The organism is Mesorhizobium sp. WSM4822 (assembly GCF_055811155.1).
Genome location: NZ_JBVVQM010000001.1, coordinates 69,007 through 83,545 on the forward strand (window position 1 = coordinate 69,007; position 14,539 = coordinate 83,545).

A 14,539-nucleotide genomic window follows, 5' to 3' on the forward strand; every position below is an offset into this window, starting at 1 on the left:
GCAGTCGAGGAGCGGACAGGGAGGTTGGCGAGCCGGTTTCCGGCTTGTCCTGCACACATGCCACGGCATGTGGCAACAGCTTCCCATTGTCATTCCTTGCCTGCAATTCGAAATGGAATGAGGTGCGGCTGGTGAGTTTCAAAATCGCTATCATCGGTGCCGGCAGCGTCGGCTTCACCAAGAAATTGTTCACCGACATCCTCTGCGTGCCCGAATTCAAGGACATCGAATTTGCGCTCACCGATGTAAGCGAGCACAACCTTCAGATGATCAAGGCGATCCTCGACAGGATCGTCGAGGCAAATAGGTTGCCGACCAGGGTGACGGCGACGACCGACCGCCGCAAGGCGCTCGGAGGCGCACGCTACGTCATCAGTTGCGTGCGGGTCGGCGGTCTCGAAGCCTATGCCGACGATATCCGCATTCCCCTAAAATACGGCATCGACCAATGCGTCGGCGATACGATCTGCGCCGGCGGCATTCTCTATGGCCAGCGAAACATCCCGGTGATCCTGGATTTCTGCAAGGACATGCGCGAGGTCGCCGAGACGAACGTCAAATTCCTGAACTACGCCAACCCGATGGCGATGAACACCTGGGCGGCGATCGAATACGGCAAGGTCGACACTGTCGGGCTCTGCCACGGCGTCCAGCACGGCGCCGAACAGATCGCCGAGGTGCTGGGCGCCAAGTCCACGCAGGAGCTCGATTATGTCTGTTCCGGCATCAACCATCAGACCTGGTTCATCGACCTGCGCCTGAACGGCCGCCCCATTGGCAAGGACGAACTGGTGGCCGCTTTCGAGGTGCATCCGGTCTATTCCAGGCAGGAGAAGCTGCGCATCGACGTTCTGAAGCGCTTCGGCGTCTATTCGACCGAGAGCAACGGCCATCTTTCCGAATATCTGCCCTGGTACCGCAAACGTCCCGACGAGATCATGCGCTGGATCGATATGTCCGACTGGATTCACGGCGAGACAGGCGGGTATCTGCGCTACTCCACCGAAACCCGCAACTGGTTCGAGACGGAATATCCGCAGTTCCTCGAAGCGGCGTCAAAGCCGATCGACCGGGCGAAGCGCTCCAACGAGCATGCCAGCCACATATTGGAGGCGCTGGAGACCAACCGGGTCTATCGCGGCCACTTCAACGTCAAGAACAATGGCGTGATCACCAACCTGCCGCAGGATGCCATCATCGAGTCGCCCGGCTTCGTCGACCGTTTTGGCATCAACATGGCCGCCGGCATCACGTTGCCGGAGGCCTGCGCCGCCACCTGCATCGCTTCGATCAACGTCCAGCGCATGTCGGTGCATGCCGCGATATCAGGCGACATCGATCTTCTGAAGCTCGCCGTGCTGCATGACCCGCTGGTCGGCGCGGTTTCGACGCCGGAGGAAGTCTGGCAGATGGTCGACGAAATGGTCGTCGCTCAGGCGGCCTGGCTGCCGCAATATGCCCATGCGGTCCCGGCGGCCAGGGAGCGGCTGTCGACATCCCAGGTGAAGACCCGCGAGTGGGCGGGCGCCGCACGGCGCAGCGTTCGCTCGATCGAGGAATTGCGCGCCGAAAAAGCCGCGCTGAAGCAAGCCGGCTGAGACGAGCCGGCTGAGACGGGCCGGCTGGAAATTCATGCGGTGATGGTGGATCCATGGGAGGCGGATCCACTGCCACGAAGCCGTTTGAATTCGAGGAGAGGCGGAGCGGGTGCAAACGCTCCGGACAAACAAGAGGGAGAGAGACCGTGAGGAATTTCCGCAATATCGGCCTTGCTGCCGGACTGACGCTGAGCGTCTCGGTCTCGGCACTCGGTGCTTACGCTTCCGAACCGACGGTTCCGCCGGCGCCGACACCGTTTCCCGCCGAAGGCAAGATCAACTATGTCGCGCGAGACTCGATCCTGGAGTTCAAGGCGCTCCCCGAATATCACGAGCCCGACTGGGTCACCGAGAAATACGTCAAGACCGGCAAGCTGCCGCCGGTGAAAGACAGGCTGCCGAAGGAGCCGCTGGTCTTCAAGAAGGGCAACATGCAGGACGGCATCGGCGTCTATGGCGATACGATGCGCCACGTCATCGGCGGGCGGCCGGAAGGCTGGAACTACGGCGCCGGTCAGACGCAAGGCTGGGGCGGCATCGACATCGGCCTCTCCGAATGCCTGACGCGCACCGCCCCGCTGTTCCAGGTCGAGGCCAAGGACACCGAGCCGCTGCCGAACCTGGCCAGGAGCTGGGATTGGTCGAGCGATGGCCACAAGCTGACCATGCACCTCATCGAAGGAGCGAAGTGGTCGGACGGCGTGCCGTTCAATGCAGACGACGTCATGTTCTACTGGGACGACGAGGTGGTCGATCCCAACGTCTCGCCGCTGAACGGCGCCACGCCGGAAACCTTCGGCGTCGGCACGACGCTGAAGAAGATCGACGACTACACCGTCGAATGGACCTTCAAGGATGCCTTCCCGAAGCAGTATCTGTATGCCATGGCCTACGGCACTTTCTGTCCTGGCCCCGCGCACATCCTGAAGCCGCAGCATCCGAAATACTCGAAGAACACCTACGATCAGTTCAAGAATGCCTTCCCGCCGGAATTCATGAACATGCCGGTGATGGGTGGCTGGGTCCCGGTCGAATACCGGCCGGACGACATCATCGTCATGCGCCGCAACCCCTATTATTGGAAGGTCGACGAAAAGGGCAATCAACTGCCTTACCTCAACGAACTGCATTACAAGCTGTCGACCTGGGCCGATCGCGACGTCCAGGCGGTGGCCGGCGCGGCCGACTTCTCCAATCTGGAGCAGCCGGAAAACTTCGTCGCCTCGCTGAAGCGTGCGGCAGAGGCGAACGCACCGGCCCGTCTTGCTTTCGGCCCGCGGCTCATCGGCTACAATCTGCGCTTTAATTTTTCCGCCAATGGCTGGGGCAATCCGGACGAACGCGGCCAGGCGATTCGCGAGCTGAACCGCAACGAGGATTTCCGCAAGGCCGTCACCATGGCGCTCGACCGCAAGGCGCTCGGTGACTCGCTGGTCAAGGGGCCGTTCACCGCCATCTATCCCGGCGGCCTGTCGTCAGGAACCAGCTTCTACGACCGCGCGTCGACGGTCTACTACCCCTTCGACCTCGAGGGCGCCAAGGCGGAACTCGCCAAGGCCGGCCTCAAGGATACGGATGGCGACGGCTTCGTGAATTTCCCTTCCGGTACCGCCGGCGGCAAGAATGTCGAGATCGTGATGCTGGTCAACAACGACTACACGACCGACAAGAGCCTTGCCGAAGGCGTCGTCGCCCAGATGGAAAAGCTCGGGCTTCGGGTCGTGCTCAATGGCCTCAACGGCACCCAGCGCGACGCTTCCCAATATTCGGGCCGCTTCGATTGGCTGGTCCGGCGCAACGAACAGGAACTGACGTCGGTGGTGCAGAACACAGTGCAGCTTGCCCCGGTCGGTCCGCGCACCAGCTGGGACCATCGGGCGCCGGAGAACGGCGAGGTCGATGTGATGCCGTTCGAAAAGGACCTCGTCGATATCGTCAACAAGTTCGTCTCCACCCAGGACAACGACCAGCGTGCCAGCCTGATGAAACAATTCCAGAAGATCTCGACGGAGCACGTCTACAATGTCGGCCTGACGGAATATCCCGGCGCGCTGATCGTCAACAAGCGCTTCTCGAACATTCCGCAGGGCACGCCGATCTTCATGTTCAACTGGGCCGAAGATTCGATCATCCGCGAAAGGGTCTTTGTCGCGGCCGACAAGCAGGCGAAATACGAATTGTTCCCCGAGGAGTTGCCCGGCAAACCCGGAGAGAAGGGGCCGATGAATTAGGTTTACCTCCCTGACTGAGAGACCTCCGGCCGCGCCGCTGGCGGGGCCGGACAAACCAACCTCCGGACGCAACCAAGGGCGCGATCGGCGAGACAAGGAAACGAACCGTCCATGCTGCGATTCCTGCTCACGCGCATAGCGTCGGCAATCCCGGTCCTCGCCATTTTGAGCCTGGCCACCTTTGCCATCATCCAAGCGCCGCCGGGCGATTATGCCGACTACATCCGCTCGCAGGCGATCAACCAGGGTGGAGCCTCCTTCGCCGAGGCCGACGCGCAGGCAAAGGCCTATCGCATCGAGCATGGTCTCGATAAGCCGCTGCCTCTCCAGTATCTCAACTGGATCGGTGGCATCGTCACCCGCGGCGATTTCGGCTACAGCCTGTACTACAACAAACCGGTCGCCGACGTGGTCGGAGAGCGCCTGCCGCGCACCCTTCTCCTGGCGCTGGTTTGCCATCTGCTGGCCTCGGTGCTGGGCATCACATTCGGCATATGGGCGGCGACAAGGCAATACACCTGGATCGACTCGACACTGTCGGCCATCTCTTTCCTCGGCATGACGGTGCCGCGCTTCCTGATGGCGCTGATCATCGTCTATCTCCTGGTGTTCCAGTTCAACGTGTCGGAGATCGGCTCATTCTTCTCGGCGCAATATGGTGGCGCGCCGTGGTCGTGGGCCAAATTCGTCGACCTGGTCAAGCATGTCTGGCCGGTGGTGGCGATCGCGACTTTCGGCGGCCTCGCCTACAATATGCGCGTCATGCGCGGCAATCTGCTCGATACGCTGAACGCGCAATATGTCGAGACGGCCAGGGCCAAGGGGCTGACGGGTGCCGCCGTCGTCATGCGCCACGCCGTGCCCAACGCGCTGCATCCGCTCATCATGTATCAGGGTGTGGTACTGCCCTATATGCTGACCGGCGAGATCGAGACCGCGATCATCTTCGCGCTGCCGACGGTCGGCCCGGCGATCGTCGGCTCCATGGCTGTCGGCGACGTCTATGTCACCGCCACCTTCATGATGGTGCTGTCGGCGACGCTGATCGTCGGCAACATCATCGCCGACATGCTGCTCGTCCTGCTCGATCCGCGCGTGCGCCAGTTCGGGGAGCGCTGAGATGCTGGCGCGCGATCCATCCCCTCCACCGCTGCCGGCCGAAGGGCCCATCGTCGCCAAACCGGCGCATGGCAACGAAAGCTACATCGCGCTTGTCTGGCGCCGGCTGAAGCGCTCCTGGACCGGCATGGCCGGGCTCTGGCTCGTCGTGCTGCTGCTGTTGATGGCCGTGTTCGCCGAGTTCATCGCGCCAATGGACCCGAAGGTCACGGATGTCGGCTTCGCTCCGCCGCAGGTGCCAAGCTTCCATGACAGAGACGGCGGTTTCACCGCACGGCCGAGGGTCTATGCGCTGGCCGATTCGGCGGACCTCGATCCGGTCACTTTTCAGCCCGTCGTCGGTCCCGACTACGACCATCCAAGGCTGCTTGGTTTCTTCGTGCATGGCGCGCCCTACAAGCTGTTCGGGCTGCTGCCGGCGGACCGGCATCTGTTCGGCTCGCTGAACGGCCATCCGGTGCATTTCCTGGGCACCGACAAGTTCGGCCGTGACGTGCTGTCGCGCGCCATCCATGGCTCGCGCGTCTCGCTGATGATCGCGCTGACGGTCGTCTTCATCATCACCGTCATCGGCACCACCGTCGGCATGGTCTCCGGCTATTTTGGCGGCAGGTTCGATGTCTGGATGCAGCGCTTCGTCGAACTGGTGCTCGCCTTCCCGCAGCTGCCGCTCTATCTGGCGCTGACGACGCTGATCCCGGTCACCGCTCCCACCAACGTCTTCCTGGCTTTCGTCATCATCGTCATGTCGGCCTTGGGCTGGGCGCAGATGTCGCGCGAGGTGCGCGGCAAGACGCTGGCGCTGGCGCGGATCGAGTATGTGCGCGCCGCCATGGCGGTCGGCGCCACCGACCGGCGCATCATCATGCAGCACATCTTCCCCAATGTGATGAGCCACGTGATCGTCGCCGTGACGCTGGCGATCCCGACCGTGGTGCTGCTCGAATCCTTCCTCGGTTTCCTCGGCTTCGCCGTCAAGCCGCCGCTGATCTCGTGGGGTCTGATGCTGCAGGACACCGCGACCTATTCCGTCATCGGCACCTATCCCTGGATCCTGTCGCCGGTCGGTTTCGTGCTCGTCACCGTCTTTGCCTTCAACGCGCTGGGCGACGGCCTGCGTGACGCCGTCGACCCTTATTGAGGTGCTGAGATGACCGTCGCGCTCGCCGAATCCTTCGCACCAACCGTCCGTCACGACCATGACGGACGCCAGGGCCAGCCGATCATCGATGCCCGCAACGTCGCCGTGGCCTTCAAGGTCGAGCATGGCGTCGTCGACGCGGTCAAGGACATCTCGTTTCAGCTCTATCGCGGCGAGACGATCGCCATCGTCGGCGAATCCGGTTCGGGCAAGTCGGTCACGGCGCGCACCGTCATGGGCCTGCTGTCGCGGCGCGCCACGGTGTCGCCCGGCTCGAGCGTCTGTTATGACGGGCAAAACATCCTGAAATTTCCCGAGAGCGCCCGGCGCAAGCTGCGCGGCAACCGCATCTCGATGATCTTCCAGGAGCCGATGAGCTCGCTCAACCCGATCTATACGGTCGGCAGCCAGATCGTCGAGGCGATCCGGGTGCATCGTAAGGTCAGCCGCAAACAGGCCTGGGCGCGCGCACTGGAACTTCTGCAGCATGTGCAGATTCCCGATCCCGCCGCGCGGCTCAAGCAATACCCGCACCAGCTATCGGGCGGGCAACGTCAGCGGGTGATGATCGCCATGGCGCTGGCCAACAATCCCGATGTGCTGATCGCCGATGAGCCGACCACAGCGCTCGATGTCACCGTCCAGGCGCAGATCCTGAACCTGATCCGCAGCCTGCAGAAAGAGCTGCGCATGGCGGTGATCCTGATCACCCACGACCTGACCGTGGTGCGCCAGTTCTCCGACTACGTCTATGTCATGCAGCATGGCGAAATGTGCGAGCACAACGTCACCGAACGGCTGTTCGCCAACCCACAGCACCCCTATACGAGACGGCTGCTGGCTTCAGAGCCGCATGGGCAGCCGAAGCCGCTGCCGGAGGGCTGCGGCACCATCCTCGAGGCGAGCGGCGTGCACGTCTCATTCATGCTGCGCCACGGCACCTTCCTGAAGCCGGACTGGCGAGAACTGGTCGCCGTCGACGATCTCAGCCTCTGCCTCTGCCGCCATGAGACGCTGGGGCTGGTCGGCGAGTCCGGCTCCGGCAAGACCACCTTCGGCCAGGCCCTGCTCCGGTTGATCGACGCCAAGCGCGGCGAGATCCGTTTCGACGGCAAGCCGATCCATGGCCTGTCGCGTGCCGAGATGCGGCCGCTGCGCTCGCGCATGCAGATCGTCTTCCAGGATCCGTTCTCCTCGCTCAACCCGCGCATGACGATCGGCCAGATCATCGAGGAAGGGCTGATCGTCAACAGCATAGGGGCGACGCGGCGCGAGCGGGTCGAACGGGTGCGCGACGCGCTGGTCAGCGCCGGCATGCCGGGCGATATACTGTCGCGGTTTCCGCATGAATTCTCCGGCGGCCAGCGGCAGCGCATCGCCATCGCCCGCGCCATCGCGCTCGAACCCGAATTCATCCTGCTCGACGAGCCGACATCGGCGCTCGACCTCTCCGTCCAGGCGCAGATCATCGACCTCCTGCGCAAGCTGCAGGACGAGCGCGGCCTCAGCTACCTCTTCATCTCGCACGACCTCAAGGTGGTGCGCGCACTGTGCCACCGCGTCATCGTCATGCAGAACGGCAAGATCGTCGAGCAGGGCCCCGTCGACGACGTCCTGTCCAATCCCAAGACCGCCTACACCGAACGGCTCGTCAGGGCCGCTTTCGACGTGGCCTGAAAATGTGCCGGAGGTTAGCATGACAAGAAATCCCAAGATCACGTTCATCGGCGCCGGCTCGACGGTGTTCATGAAGAACATTGTCGGCGACGTGCTGCAGCGCCCGTCGCTTTCGGGCGCGACGATCGCGCTGATGGACATCAATCCGCAGCGGCTGGAAGAGAGCGCCATCGTCGTCAACAAGCTGATCGCGACGCTCGGCGTCAAGGCGAAGACCGAGACCCATTCGGACCAGCGCAAGGCGCTGGCCGACGCCGATTTCGTCGTCGTCGCCTTCCAGATCGGCGGCTATGAGCCCTGCACGGTCACCGACTTCGAGGTGCCGAAGAAATACGGCCTGCGCCAGACGATCGCCGACACGCTGGGCGTCGGCGGCATCATGCGGGGCCTCCGGACCGTGCCGCATCTGTGGAAGGTGTGTGAAGATATGCTCGCCGTCTGCCCGCAGGCGATCATGCTGCAATATGTCAACCCGATGGCGATCAACACCTGGGCGATATCGGAGAAATATCCCGACATCAGGCAGGTCGGCCTCTGCCATTCGGTGCAGGGCACGGCGATGGAACTGGCTGAAGACCTCGACATTCCCTACGAAGAAATCCGCTATCGCTCGGCCGGCATCAACCACATGGCGTTCTACCTGAAGTTCGAGCATCGCCAGCCGGACGGTTCCTACCGCAACCTCTACCCAGATCTCGTGCGCGCCTATCGCGAAGGCCGCGCGCCCAAGCCCGGCTGGAACCCGCGCTGCCCCAACAAGGTGCGCTACGAGATGCTGACCCGGCTCGGCTATTTCGTCACCGAGAGCTCGGAACATTTCGCCGAATACACGCCCTATTTCATCAAGGAAGGGCGCCCCGACCTGATCGAGAAGTACGGCATCCCGCTGGATGAGTATCCCAAGCGCTGCATCGAACAGATCGAGCGCTGGAAGGGACAGGCTGAGGCCTATCGCTCGGCCGATCGCATCGAAGTCGAGCAGTCCAAGGAATATGCCTCGTCGATCATGAATTCGGTCTGGACCGGCGAGCCGTCAGTGATCTACGGCAATGTCCGCAACAATGGCTGTATCACCTCGCTGCCCCGCGATTGCGCCGCCGAAGTGCCGTGCCTGGTAGATGCCTCAGGCATCCAGCCGACCTATATTGGCGAGCTGCCGCCGCAATTGACCGCGCTGATGCGCACCAACATCAACGTGCAGGAACTGACGGTGCGGGCGCTGATGACCGAGAACCGCGAGCACATCTATCATGCGGCGATGATGGACCCGCACACATCAGCCGAACTCGATCTCGACCAGATCTGGTCCCTGGTCGATGATCTCCTGGCCGCCCACGGTGACTGGCTGCCTGCCTGGGCGCGGACGAAACGCAAGAGCGAGGCCGCCGCCTGATCGGCGGCGCCCGGCTCATTTCGAATCGTCGGGGTCCGTTTCTTCCTCGTCGTCGCGAGCCTTGATGACGTAAGCGCCCTTCAGCCAGCGATTGAGGTCGATGTCCTTGCAGCGCGTCGAGCAGAACGGGAAGGTGTCGCGCGCCGAGGGCTTGCCGCATTCGGGGCAGGGGCGCTTCGGGCGCAAGGGCGTGACTTTGGGATCGGAATTCACAGCCGGGGTCCCGCCAGCCAGCCGCCATGCACCTTGAAGCCCTCGCCGCTCAACAGCGCGACGGTCTCATAGAGCGGCAGGCCAACGATATTGGTGTAGGAGCCGACCAGCTTGACGACGAAGGCGCCGGCGAGGCCCTGGACGGCGTAACCACCCGCTTTGCCGCGCCATTCGCCCGAGGCGACATAGGCGTCAATCTCTTCGCGCGGCAGCCGCTTGAAACGCACCCGCGTCTCGACCAGCCGTTGGCGCAGCTTGCCACCCGGGGTGATCAGGCAGATGCCGGAATAGACCCGGTGCGAACGGCCCGACAACAGCCCGAGGCAGTTGGCAGCGTCGTCGAGGGTTTCCGCCTTGGGCAGGATGCGCCGTCCGACGGCAACCACCGTGTCGGCGGCCAGCACGAAACCTGGCGCGTAGTCGGCTTCGGTCTGCAGCGAGGCGAACGCCTTCTCGGCCTTTTCCCTCGACAGCCGCTTGGCCAGCGAGCGCGGATGCTCGGCACGCAACGGCGTTTCGTCGACATCGGCCGGCAGCACGCGGTCCGGCTCGATGCCGGCCTGCTGCAAGAGCTCGATCCGGCGCGGCGAACCCGAGGCAAGCACCAGCTTCTGCAAAATGCTCATCGCGGACCAGTCGGGCTTTGCTTACTTGAAACGATAGGTGATGCGGCCCTTGGTCAGGTCGTATGGCGTCATCTCGACCAGAACCTTGTCGCCGGTCAGCACGCGGATGCGGTTCTTGCGCATGCGGCCGGCCGTATGGGCGATGATTTCGTGTTCGTTTTCGAGCTTTACCCGGAACATCGCGTTCGGCAACAATTCCGTCACGACACCCGGAAACTCGAGGACTTCTTCCTTCGGCATTCGATACCTTTGCTTGGATGGTAGTTCCAGCACCCTGGCCGGAATTTCGGCGGAACCTATATGATAATCGTCCGCTTGTGAACACGCTTAATCCGTCGCGTTTTTTGCTCCTGGAAGCAGAAAACGTCGGCCTATGCGCACCTTCAGCCGCTCGCGCACGTCGCGATAACTAGCCATGATCTGTTCGCGGGTACCGCTGGCGTCGGTCGGGTCCGGCGTCGGCCAGTATTCGACCTCGACAGCGAGCGAGCGGGTGAGTTCAAGTGCGGCGTGGTGCGCTTCCGGCGCCAGCGTGACGATGAGGTCGAAATAGTCGTCCTCGAGATCGTCCATCGTCCTTGGGTGACGCTCGCCCAGCGTGAGACCGTCTTCGGCAAGCACCGCATCGACGAATGGATCGCGCTCGCCGGCGCGAACGCCTGCCGAAGCGACAAAGACGGTGGCCGGCAGCATGCGGCGCGCCAGTTGCTCTGCCATTGGCGAGCGCACGGCATTCATGCCGCACAGGAACAGGATCGAACGGGGCAGGGCGCCGGGTGCCAGGGCTAGCCCCGCCAGTGCAGTACGCAGACCAGCGTGAACAGCCGGCGCGCCGTATCGAAGTCGATGTCGATCTTGCCGGACAGCCGGTCCATCAGCGTCTGCGAACCTTCATTGTGCAGGCCGCGGCGGCCCATGTCGATCGCTTCGATGTGGCTCGGCGTCGAGGAACGGATGGCGTCGTAGTAGCTTTCGCAGATCATATAATAGTCCTTGACGATGCGCCTGAGCGGCGTCAGCGACAGGATATGGGTGACGACGGCGGTGCCATCCTCGCGCGCCACGGCAAACACCAGGCGCTGCTCGGCCAGCGACAGTTTCAGCCGGTAAGGGCCGTCGCCGCTGTCACTGACGGGCTGAAAACTGTTCTCCTCGATCAGGTCGAAGATCGCCACCGCGCGTTCATGCTCGACATCGGGTGTCGACCGGCCGATCGATTCATCGAGTTCGACATCGATCAGCCTGGCGCGGGTTTGATCGGGGCCAGACATCGCCGCCTACATGTTCAACCGTATGGCGACGGAGCGTCCATGCGCGTCAAGGCCTTCCGCCTTGGCCAGCGCAATCGCCGCCGGCGCCAAGATCCGCAACTGTTCCGGTCCAAGCTTGAGGATCGACGTGCGCTTGACGAAATCGAGCACCGACAGACCGGACGAGAAGCGCGCCGAGCGCGCCGTCGGCAGCACATGGTTGGAGCCGCCGACATAGTCGCCGATGGCTTCCGGCGTGTGGCGGCCGAGAAAGACCGCACCCGCGTTGCGCATCCGCGACAGGAAGCCCTCGGCGTCGTCGATGGCCAGTTCGACATGTTCGGCGGCGATGCGGTCGACCAGCGGCAGCGCGGCGTCGATGGTCGACACCTGGATCACCGCACCAAAATCACGCCAGCTCGCCGCCGCCGTCTCGGCGCGTGGCAGGCTCTGCAACTGGCGCTCGACGGCTTGTTCGACAGCGATGCCGAAGGCTGAATCGTCGGTGACCAGGATCGATTGCGCCGATGCATCGTGCTCGGCCTGGGCCAGCAGGTCGGCCGCGATCCAGTCCGGATCGTTGCTGCCGTCGGCCACGACGAGCACTTCCGACGGCCCGGCGATCATGTCGATGCCGACGGCGCCGAACACCTGGCGCTTGGCCGCCGCGACATAGGCATTGCCCGGGCCGACGATCTTGGCGACCGGCCTGATCGTTTCGGTGCCGTAGGCAAGGGCGGCGATCGCCTGCGCGCCGCCGACACGGTAGATTTCCGACACGCCTGATATGTCGGCCGCCACCAGCACCAGCGGATTGATGATGCCGCCCGGCGCCGGTACGACCATGACGATGCGCTCGACGCCGGCCACCTTGGCCGGCACGGCGTTCATCAGCACCGAGCTTGGATAGCTCGCCGTGCCGCCCGGCACATAGAGCCCAACCGCCTCGACCGCCGTCCAGCGCCAGCCGAGCTCGACGCCGGCGGCATCCGTATAGCGGTCATCCTTTGGTCGCTGCCGCTCATGATGCGAGCGGATGCGGTCGCGCGCGAATTCCAGCGCCTCGATCGTCTTTGGGTCGGCGGCCTTGTAGGCCTGGGCGATGTCGTCCTTCGAAACGGCGATGCCCAGTCCAGCCAGATCGGCGCGATCGAATTTCCGTGAATAGTCGATCAGCGCCGCGTCGCCCTCGGCGCGCACGCGCGCGATGATGGCGCCCACCGCTGCATCGACGTCGGCGGACACTTCCCGCTTGGTCAACAGGAAGGCGGCGAAACGCTGCTCGAAATCGGCGTCGGACTGACGAAGCGTGATGGCCATCGGACGCTCAGGCCTTGTGGATGGGGCGCGAGGTGGCTTCCCACGCCCCGCCGATGTCGGCAAGGCGGGCCTCGATGCATTCGACGTCGAGCATGATCGCACCGCCACCCGAGAAGATCAGCTCGACGATGCCGGCCGGCTTGCTGATCTCGATGAAGCTGATCGCCAGCAGAGACAGGACTTCCGCAGGCTTGTCGCGGTCGATACCGCTGGTCTTGGCGCCGAGCACGCGGTCGAAATGCAGCACGGCCTGCCGTCGCTCATTGTGCTGGCGAAACAGGCCGGATTTTGCTTCCCAGACGAAACGGTTCATGGTCAGCAGGAAACGCTTGGCCGCAGGCAGGAATTCGAGGTCGCTGACTTTCAGCACGGCGTCCTGGACGTGGGCCGAAACGATGCTCAGGTCCTGGTCGTCTAGCGCGATAAGCTTAAGGCCGGTCATGCGGATTTCGCACCTGAAGGTTGATTGTTCAGCCTTCTGTTAGGCGGTCTTGGCGATCGGTGCAACCGCACCAACAGCTGCAGGTCTGCGCTGCCCCTCATCGCCCTGCCGGGCACTTCTCCCCGTATAGTGACGGGGAGAAGGACGCTGCCGCGAAGGATCTCGCCAATCTCCTGCGTTGCTGGAGAGGAGCCGAGGTCGCGGGCTACGCCGAAATCCGCTCGATCACCGCGCCGCAGTTGGACAGCTTTTCTTCCAGCCGCTCGAAGCCGCGGTCGAGGTGGTAGACACGGTTGACCGTGGTCTCGCCTTCCGCCGCCAGGCCGGCGATGACCAGTGACACCGAGGCTCGAAGATCGGTTGCCATGACCGGCGCGCCCTTCAGTTTCGGCACGCCGTCGACGATCGCCGTCTGGCCCGAAAGCGTGATATGAGCGCCGAGCCGCGCCAGTTCCTGCACATGCATGAAGCGGTTCTCGAAGATCGTCTCGGTGATCCGCGACTTGCCCTTGGCCATCGTCATCAGGCCCATGAACTGCGCCTGCAAATCGGTCGGGAAGGCCGGAAACGGCGCTGTCGTCACGTCGACCGGCGAAATGCCGGCGCCGTTGCGCCTCACACGAATGCCGGAATTGGTCGGCGTGATCTCCGCACCCGTCTGCGCGATCACGTCCAGTGCCGTCTGCAGCAGATCCGCACGCGCACCTTCGAGCACGACGTCGCCGCCGGTCATGGCGACGGCCATGGCATAGGTGCCGGTCTCGATGCGGTCGGGGATGACGCGCACGCGCGCGCCCGACAATGATTCGACGCCGTCGATGGTGATTGTCGGCGTGCCGGCGCCGGCAATCTTCGCGCCCATGGCATTGAGGCACTCGGCGAGGTTGACGATCTCGGGCTCGCAGGCGGCATTATCCAGCACCGTCTCGCCCTTGGCGAGCGCCGCGGCCATCATCAGCACATGGGTGGCGCCGACCGAGACCTTCGGGAAGGTATAGCGGTTGCCGACTAGCCGGCCATTCCTTGTCTTGGCGATGACATAGCCGGTATCGACGTCGATATCGGCACCCAGCGCCTGCAGGCCCTCTAGGAACAGATCGACCGGCCGCGTGCCGATGGCGCAACCGCCCGGCAGCGACACTTTGGCCTCGCCCATGCGGGCCAGAAGCGGGCCGATCACCCAGAACGAGGCGCGCATCTTCGACACCAGCTCGTAAGGCGCCGTAGTGTCGACGATGTTGCGGGCGGAGAAATTGATGGTGCGCGAATAGCCCTCATTCTGCTTCTCGCGGCGGCCATTGACCGAATAATCGACGCCGTGGTTGCCCAGGATGCGGATCAGTTGCTCGACATCGGCCAGATGCGGCACGTTTTCCAGCGTCAGCGTGTCGTCGGTCAAAAGCGAGGCGATCATCAAAGGCAGCGCCGCGTTTTTCGCGCCCGAGATCGGAATGCTTCCGGAGAGCTTGTTGCCCCCGACAATTCTGATGCGATCCATGGAAGAACGTCCCTCTCGGCCAAAAAGGGCC

General features: G+C 63.4%; 14 protein-coding genes. 6 read left to right on the forward strand and 8 right to left on the reverse strand.

Translation table 11 applies throughout. The features are described 5' to 3' along the window. Positions 1-131 precede the first annotated feature (131 nt). The 6 genes from melA (AC0L3E_RS00360) to melA (AC0L3E_RS00385) all read left to right on the forward strand — a co-directional run bounded on the left by melA (AC0L3E_RS00360) (position 132) and on the right by melA (AC0L3E_RS00385) (position 9,159). Positions 132-1,598, forward strand: a complete 1,467-nt coding sequence (gene melA, locus AC0L3E_RS00360) for an alpha-galactosidase (protein ID WP_473603868.1) — start codon at positions 132-134, stop codon at positions 1,596-1,598. 146 nt (positions 1,599-1,744) lie between these two features. Further along, entirely contained in the window at positions 1,745-3,829 is a 2,085-nt protein-coding gene (locus tag AC0L3E_RS00365; protein ID WP_473603869.1) for an ABC transporter substrate-binding protein, read from the forward strand. A gap of 111 nt (positions 3,830-3,940) precedes the next feature. Beyond that, on the forward strand, positions 3,941-4,948 hold the full coding sequence (locus tag AC0L3E_RS00370) for an ABC transporter permease (RefSeq protein ID WP_473603870.1): 1,008 nt from the start codon (positions 3,941-3,943) through the stop codon (positions 4,946-4,948). Position 4,949: 1 nt separating this feature from the next. Next, a complete protein-coding gene (locus AC0L3E_RS00375; RefSeq protein ID WP_473603871.1) occupies positions 4,950-6,089 on the forward strand; it encodes an ABC transporter permease in 1,140 nt (379 codons plus the stop codon). A 9-nt stretch (positions 6,090-6,098) separates the two neighbouring features. Continuing rightward, positions 6,099-7,766, forward strand: a complete 1,668-nt coding sequence (locus tag AC0L3E_RS00380; RefSeq protein WP_473603872.1) for an ABC transporter ATP-binding protein — start codon at positions 6,099-6,101, stop codon at positions 7,764-7,766. A gap of 19 nt (positions 7,767-7,785) precedes the next feature. Further along, the gene (gene melA / locus AC0L3E_RS00385) at positions 7,786-9,159 is read left to right on the forward strand and encodes an alpha-glucosidase/alpha-galactosidase (RefSeq protein ID WP_128309488.1); all 1,374 of its coding nucleotides are present in this window, start codon (positions 7,786-7,788) and stop codon (positions 9,157-9,159) included. A gap of 15 nt (positions 9,160-9,174) precedes the next feature. On the opposite strand, the gene yacG is transcribed toward melA (AC0L3E_RS00385), so the two are convergent. From yacG to murA, 8 genes are all read right to left on the reverse strand, one after another. Then, complete coding sequence (gene yacG / locus AC0L3E_RS00390; RefSeq protein ID WP_127269085.1) at positions 9,175-9,372, reverse strand: DNA gyrase inhibitor YacG; 198 nt, start codon at positions 9,370-9,372, stop codon at positions 9,175-9,177. Continuing rightward, complete coding sequence (locus tag AC0L3E_RS00395; protein WP_127319552.1) at positions 9,369-9,998, reverse strand: Maf-like protein; 630 nt, start codon at positions 9,996-9,998, stop codon at positions 9,369-9,371. Before AC0L3E_RS00395 ends, yacG begins: the two co-directional genes overlap by 4 nt. 21 nt (positions 9,999-10,019) lie before the next feature. After that, entirely contained in the window at positions 10,020-10,238 is a 219-nt protein-coding gene (infA, locus tag AC0L3E_RS00400; RefSeq protein WP_006200926.1) for a translation initiation factor IF-1, read from the reverse strand. Between the two features lie 87 nt (positions 10,239-10,325). Continuing rightward, positions 10,326-10,796 carry an arsenate-mycothiol transferase ArsC gene (locus AC0L3E_RS00405; protein WP_081738604.1) on the reverse strand — a complete coding sequence of 157 codons (471 nt, stop codon included), beginning with the start codon at positions 10,794-10,796 and terminating at the stop codon, positions 10,326-10,328. Then, a complete protein-coding gene (locus AC0L3E_RS00410; RefSeq protein ID WP_127271901.1) occupies positions 10,784-11,269 on the reverse strand; it encodes a UPF0262 family protein in 486 nt (161 codons plus the stop codon). The genes AC0L3E_RS00405 and AC0L3E_RS00410 overlap by 13 nt, the downstream gene beginning before the upstream one ends. A gap of 6 nt (positions 11,270-11,275) precedes the next feature. Continuing rightward, the gene (gene hisD, locus AC0L3E_RS00415; protein ID WP_292564236.1) at positions 11,276-12,568 is read right to left on the reverse strand and encodes a histidinol dehydrogenase; all 1,293 of its coding nucleotides are present in this window, start codon (positions 12,566-12,568) and stop codon (positions 11,276-11,278) included. Positions 12,569-12,575: 7 nt separating this feature from the next. Further along, entirely contained in the window at positions 12,576-13,010 is a 435-nt protein-coding gene (locus AC0L3E_RS00420; protein ID WP_127268680.1) for a DUF2948 family protein, read from the reverse strand. A 205-nt stretch (positions 13,011-13,215) separates the two neighbouring features. After that, complete coding sequence (gene murA / locus AC0L3E_RS00425; RefSeq protein WP_473603873.1) at positions 13,216-14,508, reverse strand: UDP-N-acetylglucosamine 1-carboxyvinyltransferase; 1,293 nt, start codon at positions 14,506-14,508, stop codon at positions 13,216-13,218. Between the last annotated feature and the right edge of the window lie 31 nt (positions 14,509-14,539).

Bases quoted from the DNA above. Each gene is read 5' to 3' on its own strand.
- AC0L3E_RS00370 (WP_473603870.1), top strand. From the start codon at position 3,941: ATGCTGCGATTCCTGCTCACGCGCATAGCGTCGGCAATCCCGGTCCTC.
- AC0L3E_RS00375 (WP_473603871.1), top strand. From the start codon at position 4,950: ATGCTGGCGCGCGATCCATCCCCTCCACCGCTGCCGGCCGAAGGGCCC.
- AC0L3E_RS00380 (WP_473603872.1), top strand. From the start codon at position 6,099: ATGACCGTCGCGCTCGCCGAATCCTTCGCACCAACCGTCCGTCACGAC.
- melA (WP_128309488.1), top strand. From the start codon at position 7,786: ATGACAAGAAATCCCAAGATCACGTTCATCGGCGCCGGCTCGACGGTG.
- AC0L3E_RS00395 (WP_127319552.1), bottom strand. From the start codon at position 9,998: ATGAGCATTTTGCAGAAGCTGGTGCTTGCCTCGGGTTCGCCGCGCCGG.
- infA (WP_006200926.1), bottom strand. From the start codon at position 10,238: ATGCCGAAGGAAGAAGTCCTCGAGTTTCCGGGTGTCGTGACGGAATTG.
- AC0L3E_RS00410 (WP_127271901.1), bottom strand. From the start codon at position 11,269: ATGTCTGGCCCCGATCAAACCCGCGCCAGGCTGATCGATGTCGAACTC.
- hisD (WP_292564236.1), bottom strand. From the start codon at position 12,568: ATGGCCATCACGCTTCGTCAGTCCGACGCCGATTTCGAGCAGCGTTTC.
- AC0L3E_RS00420 (WP_127268680.1), bottom strand. From the start codon at position 13,010: ATGACCGGCCTTAAGCTTATCGCGCTAGACGACCAGGACCTGAGCATC.
- murA (WP_473603873.1), bottom strand. From the start codon at position 14,508: ATGGATCGCATCAGAATTGTCGGGGGCAACAAGCTCTCCGGAAGCATT.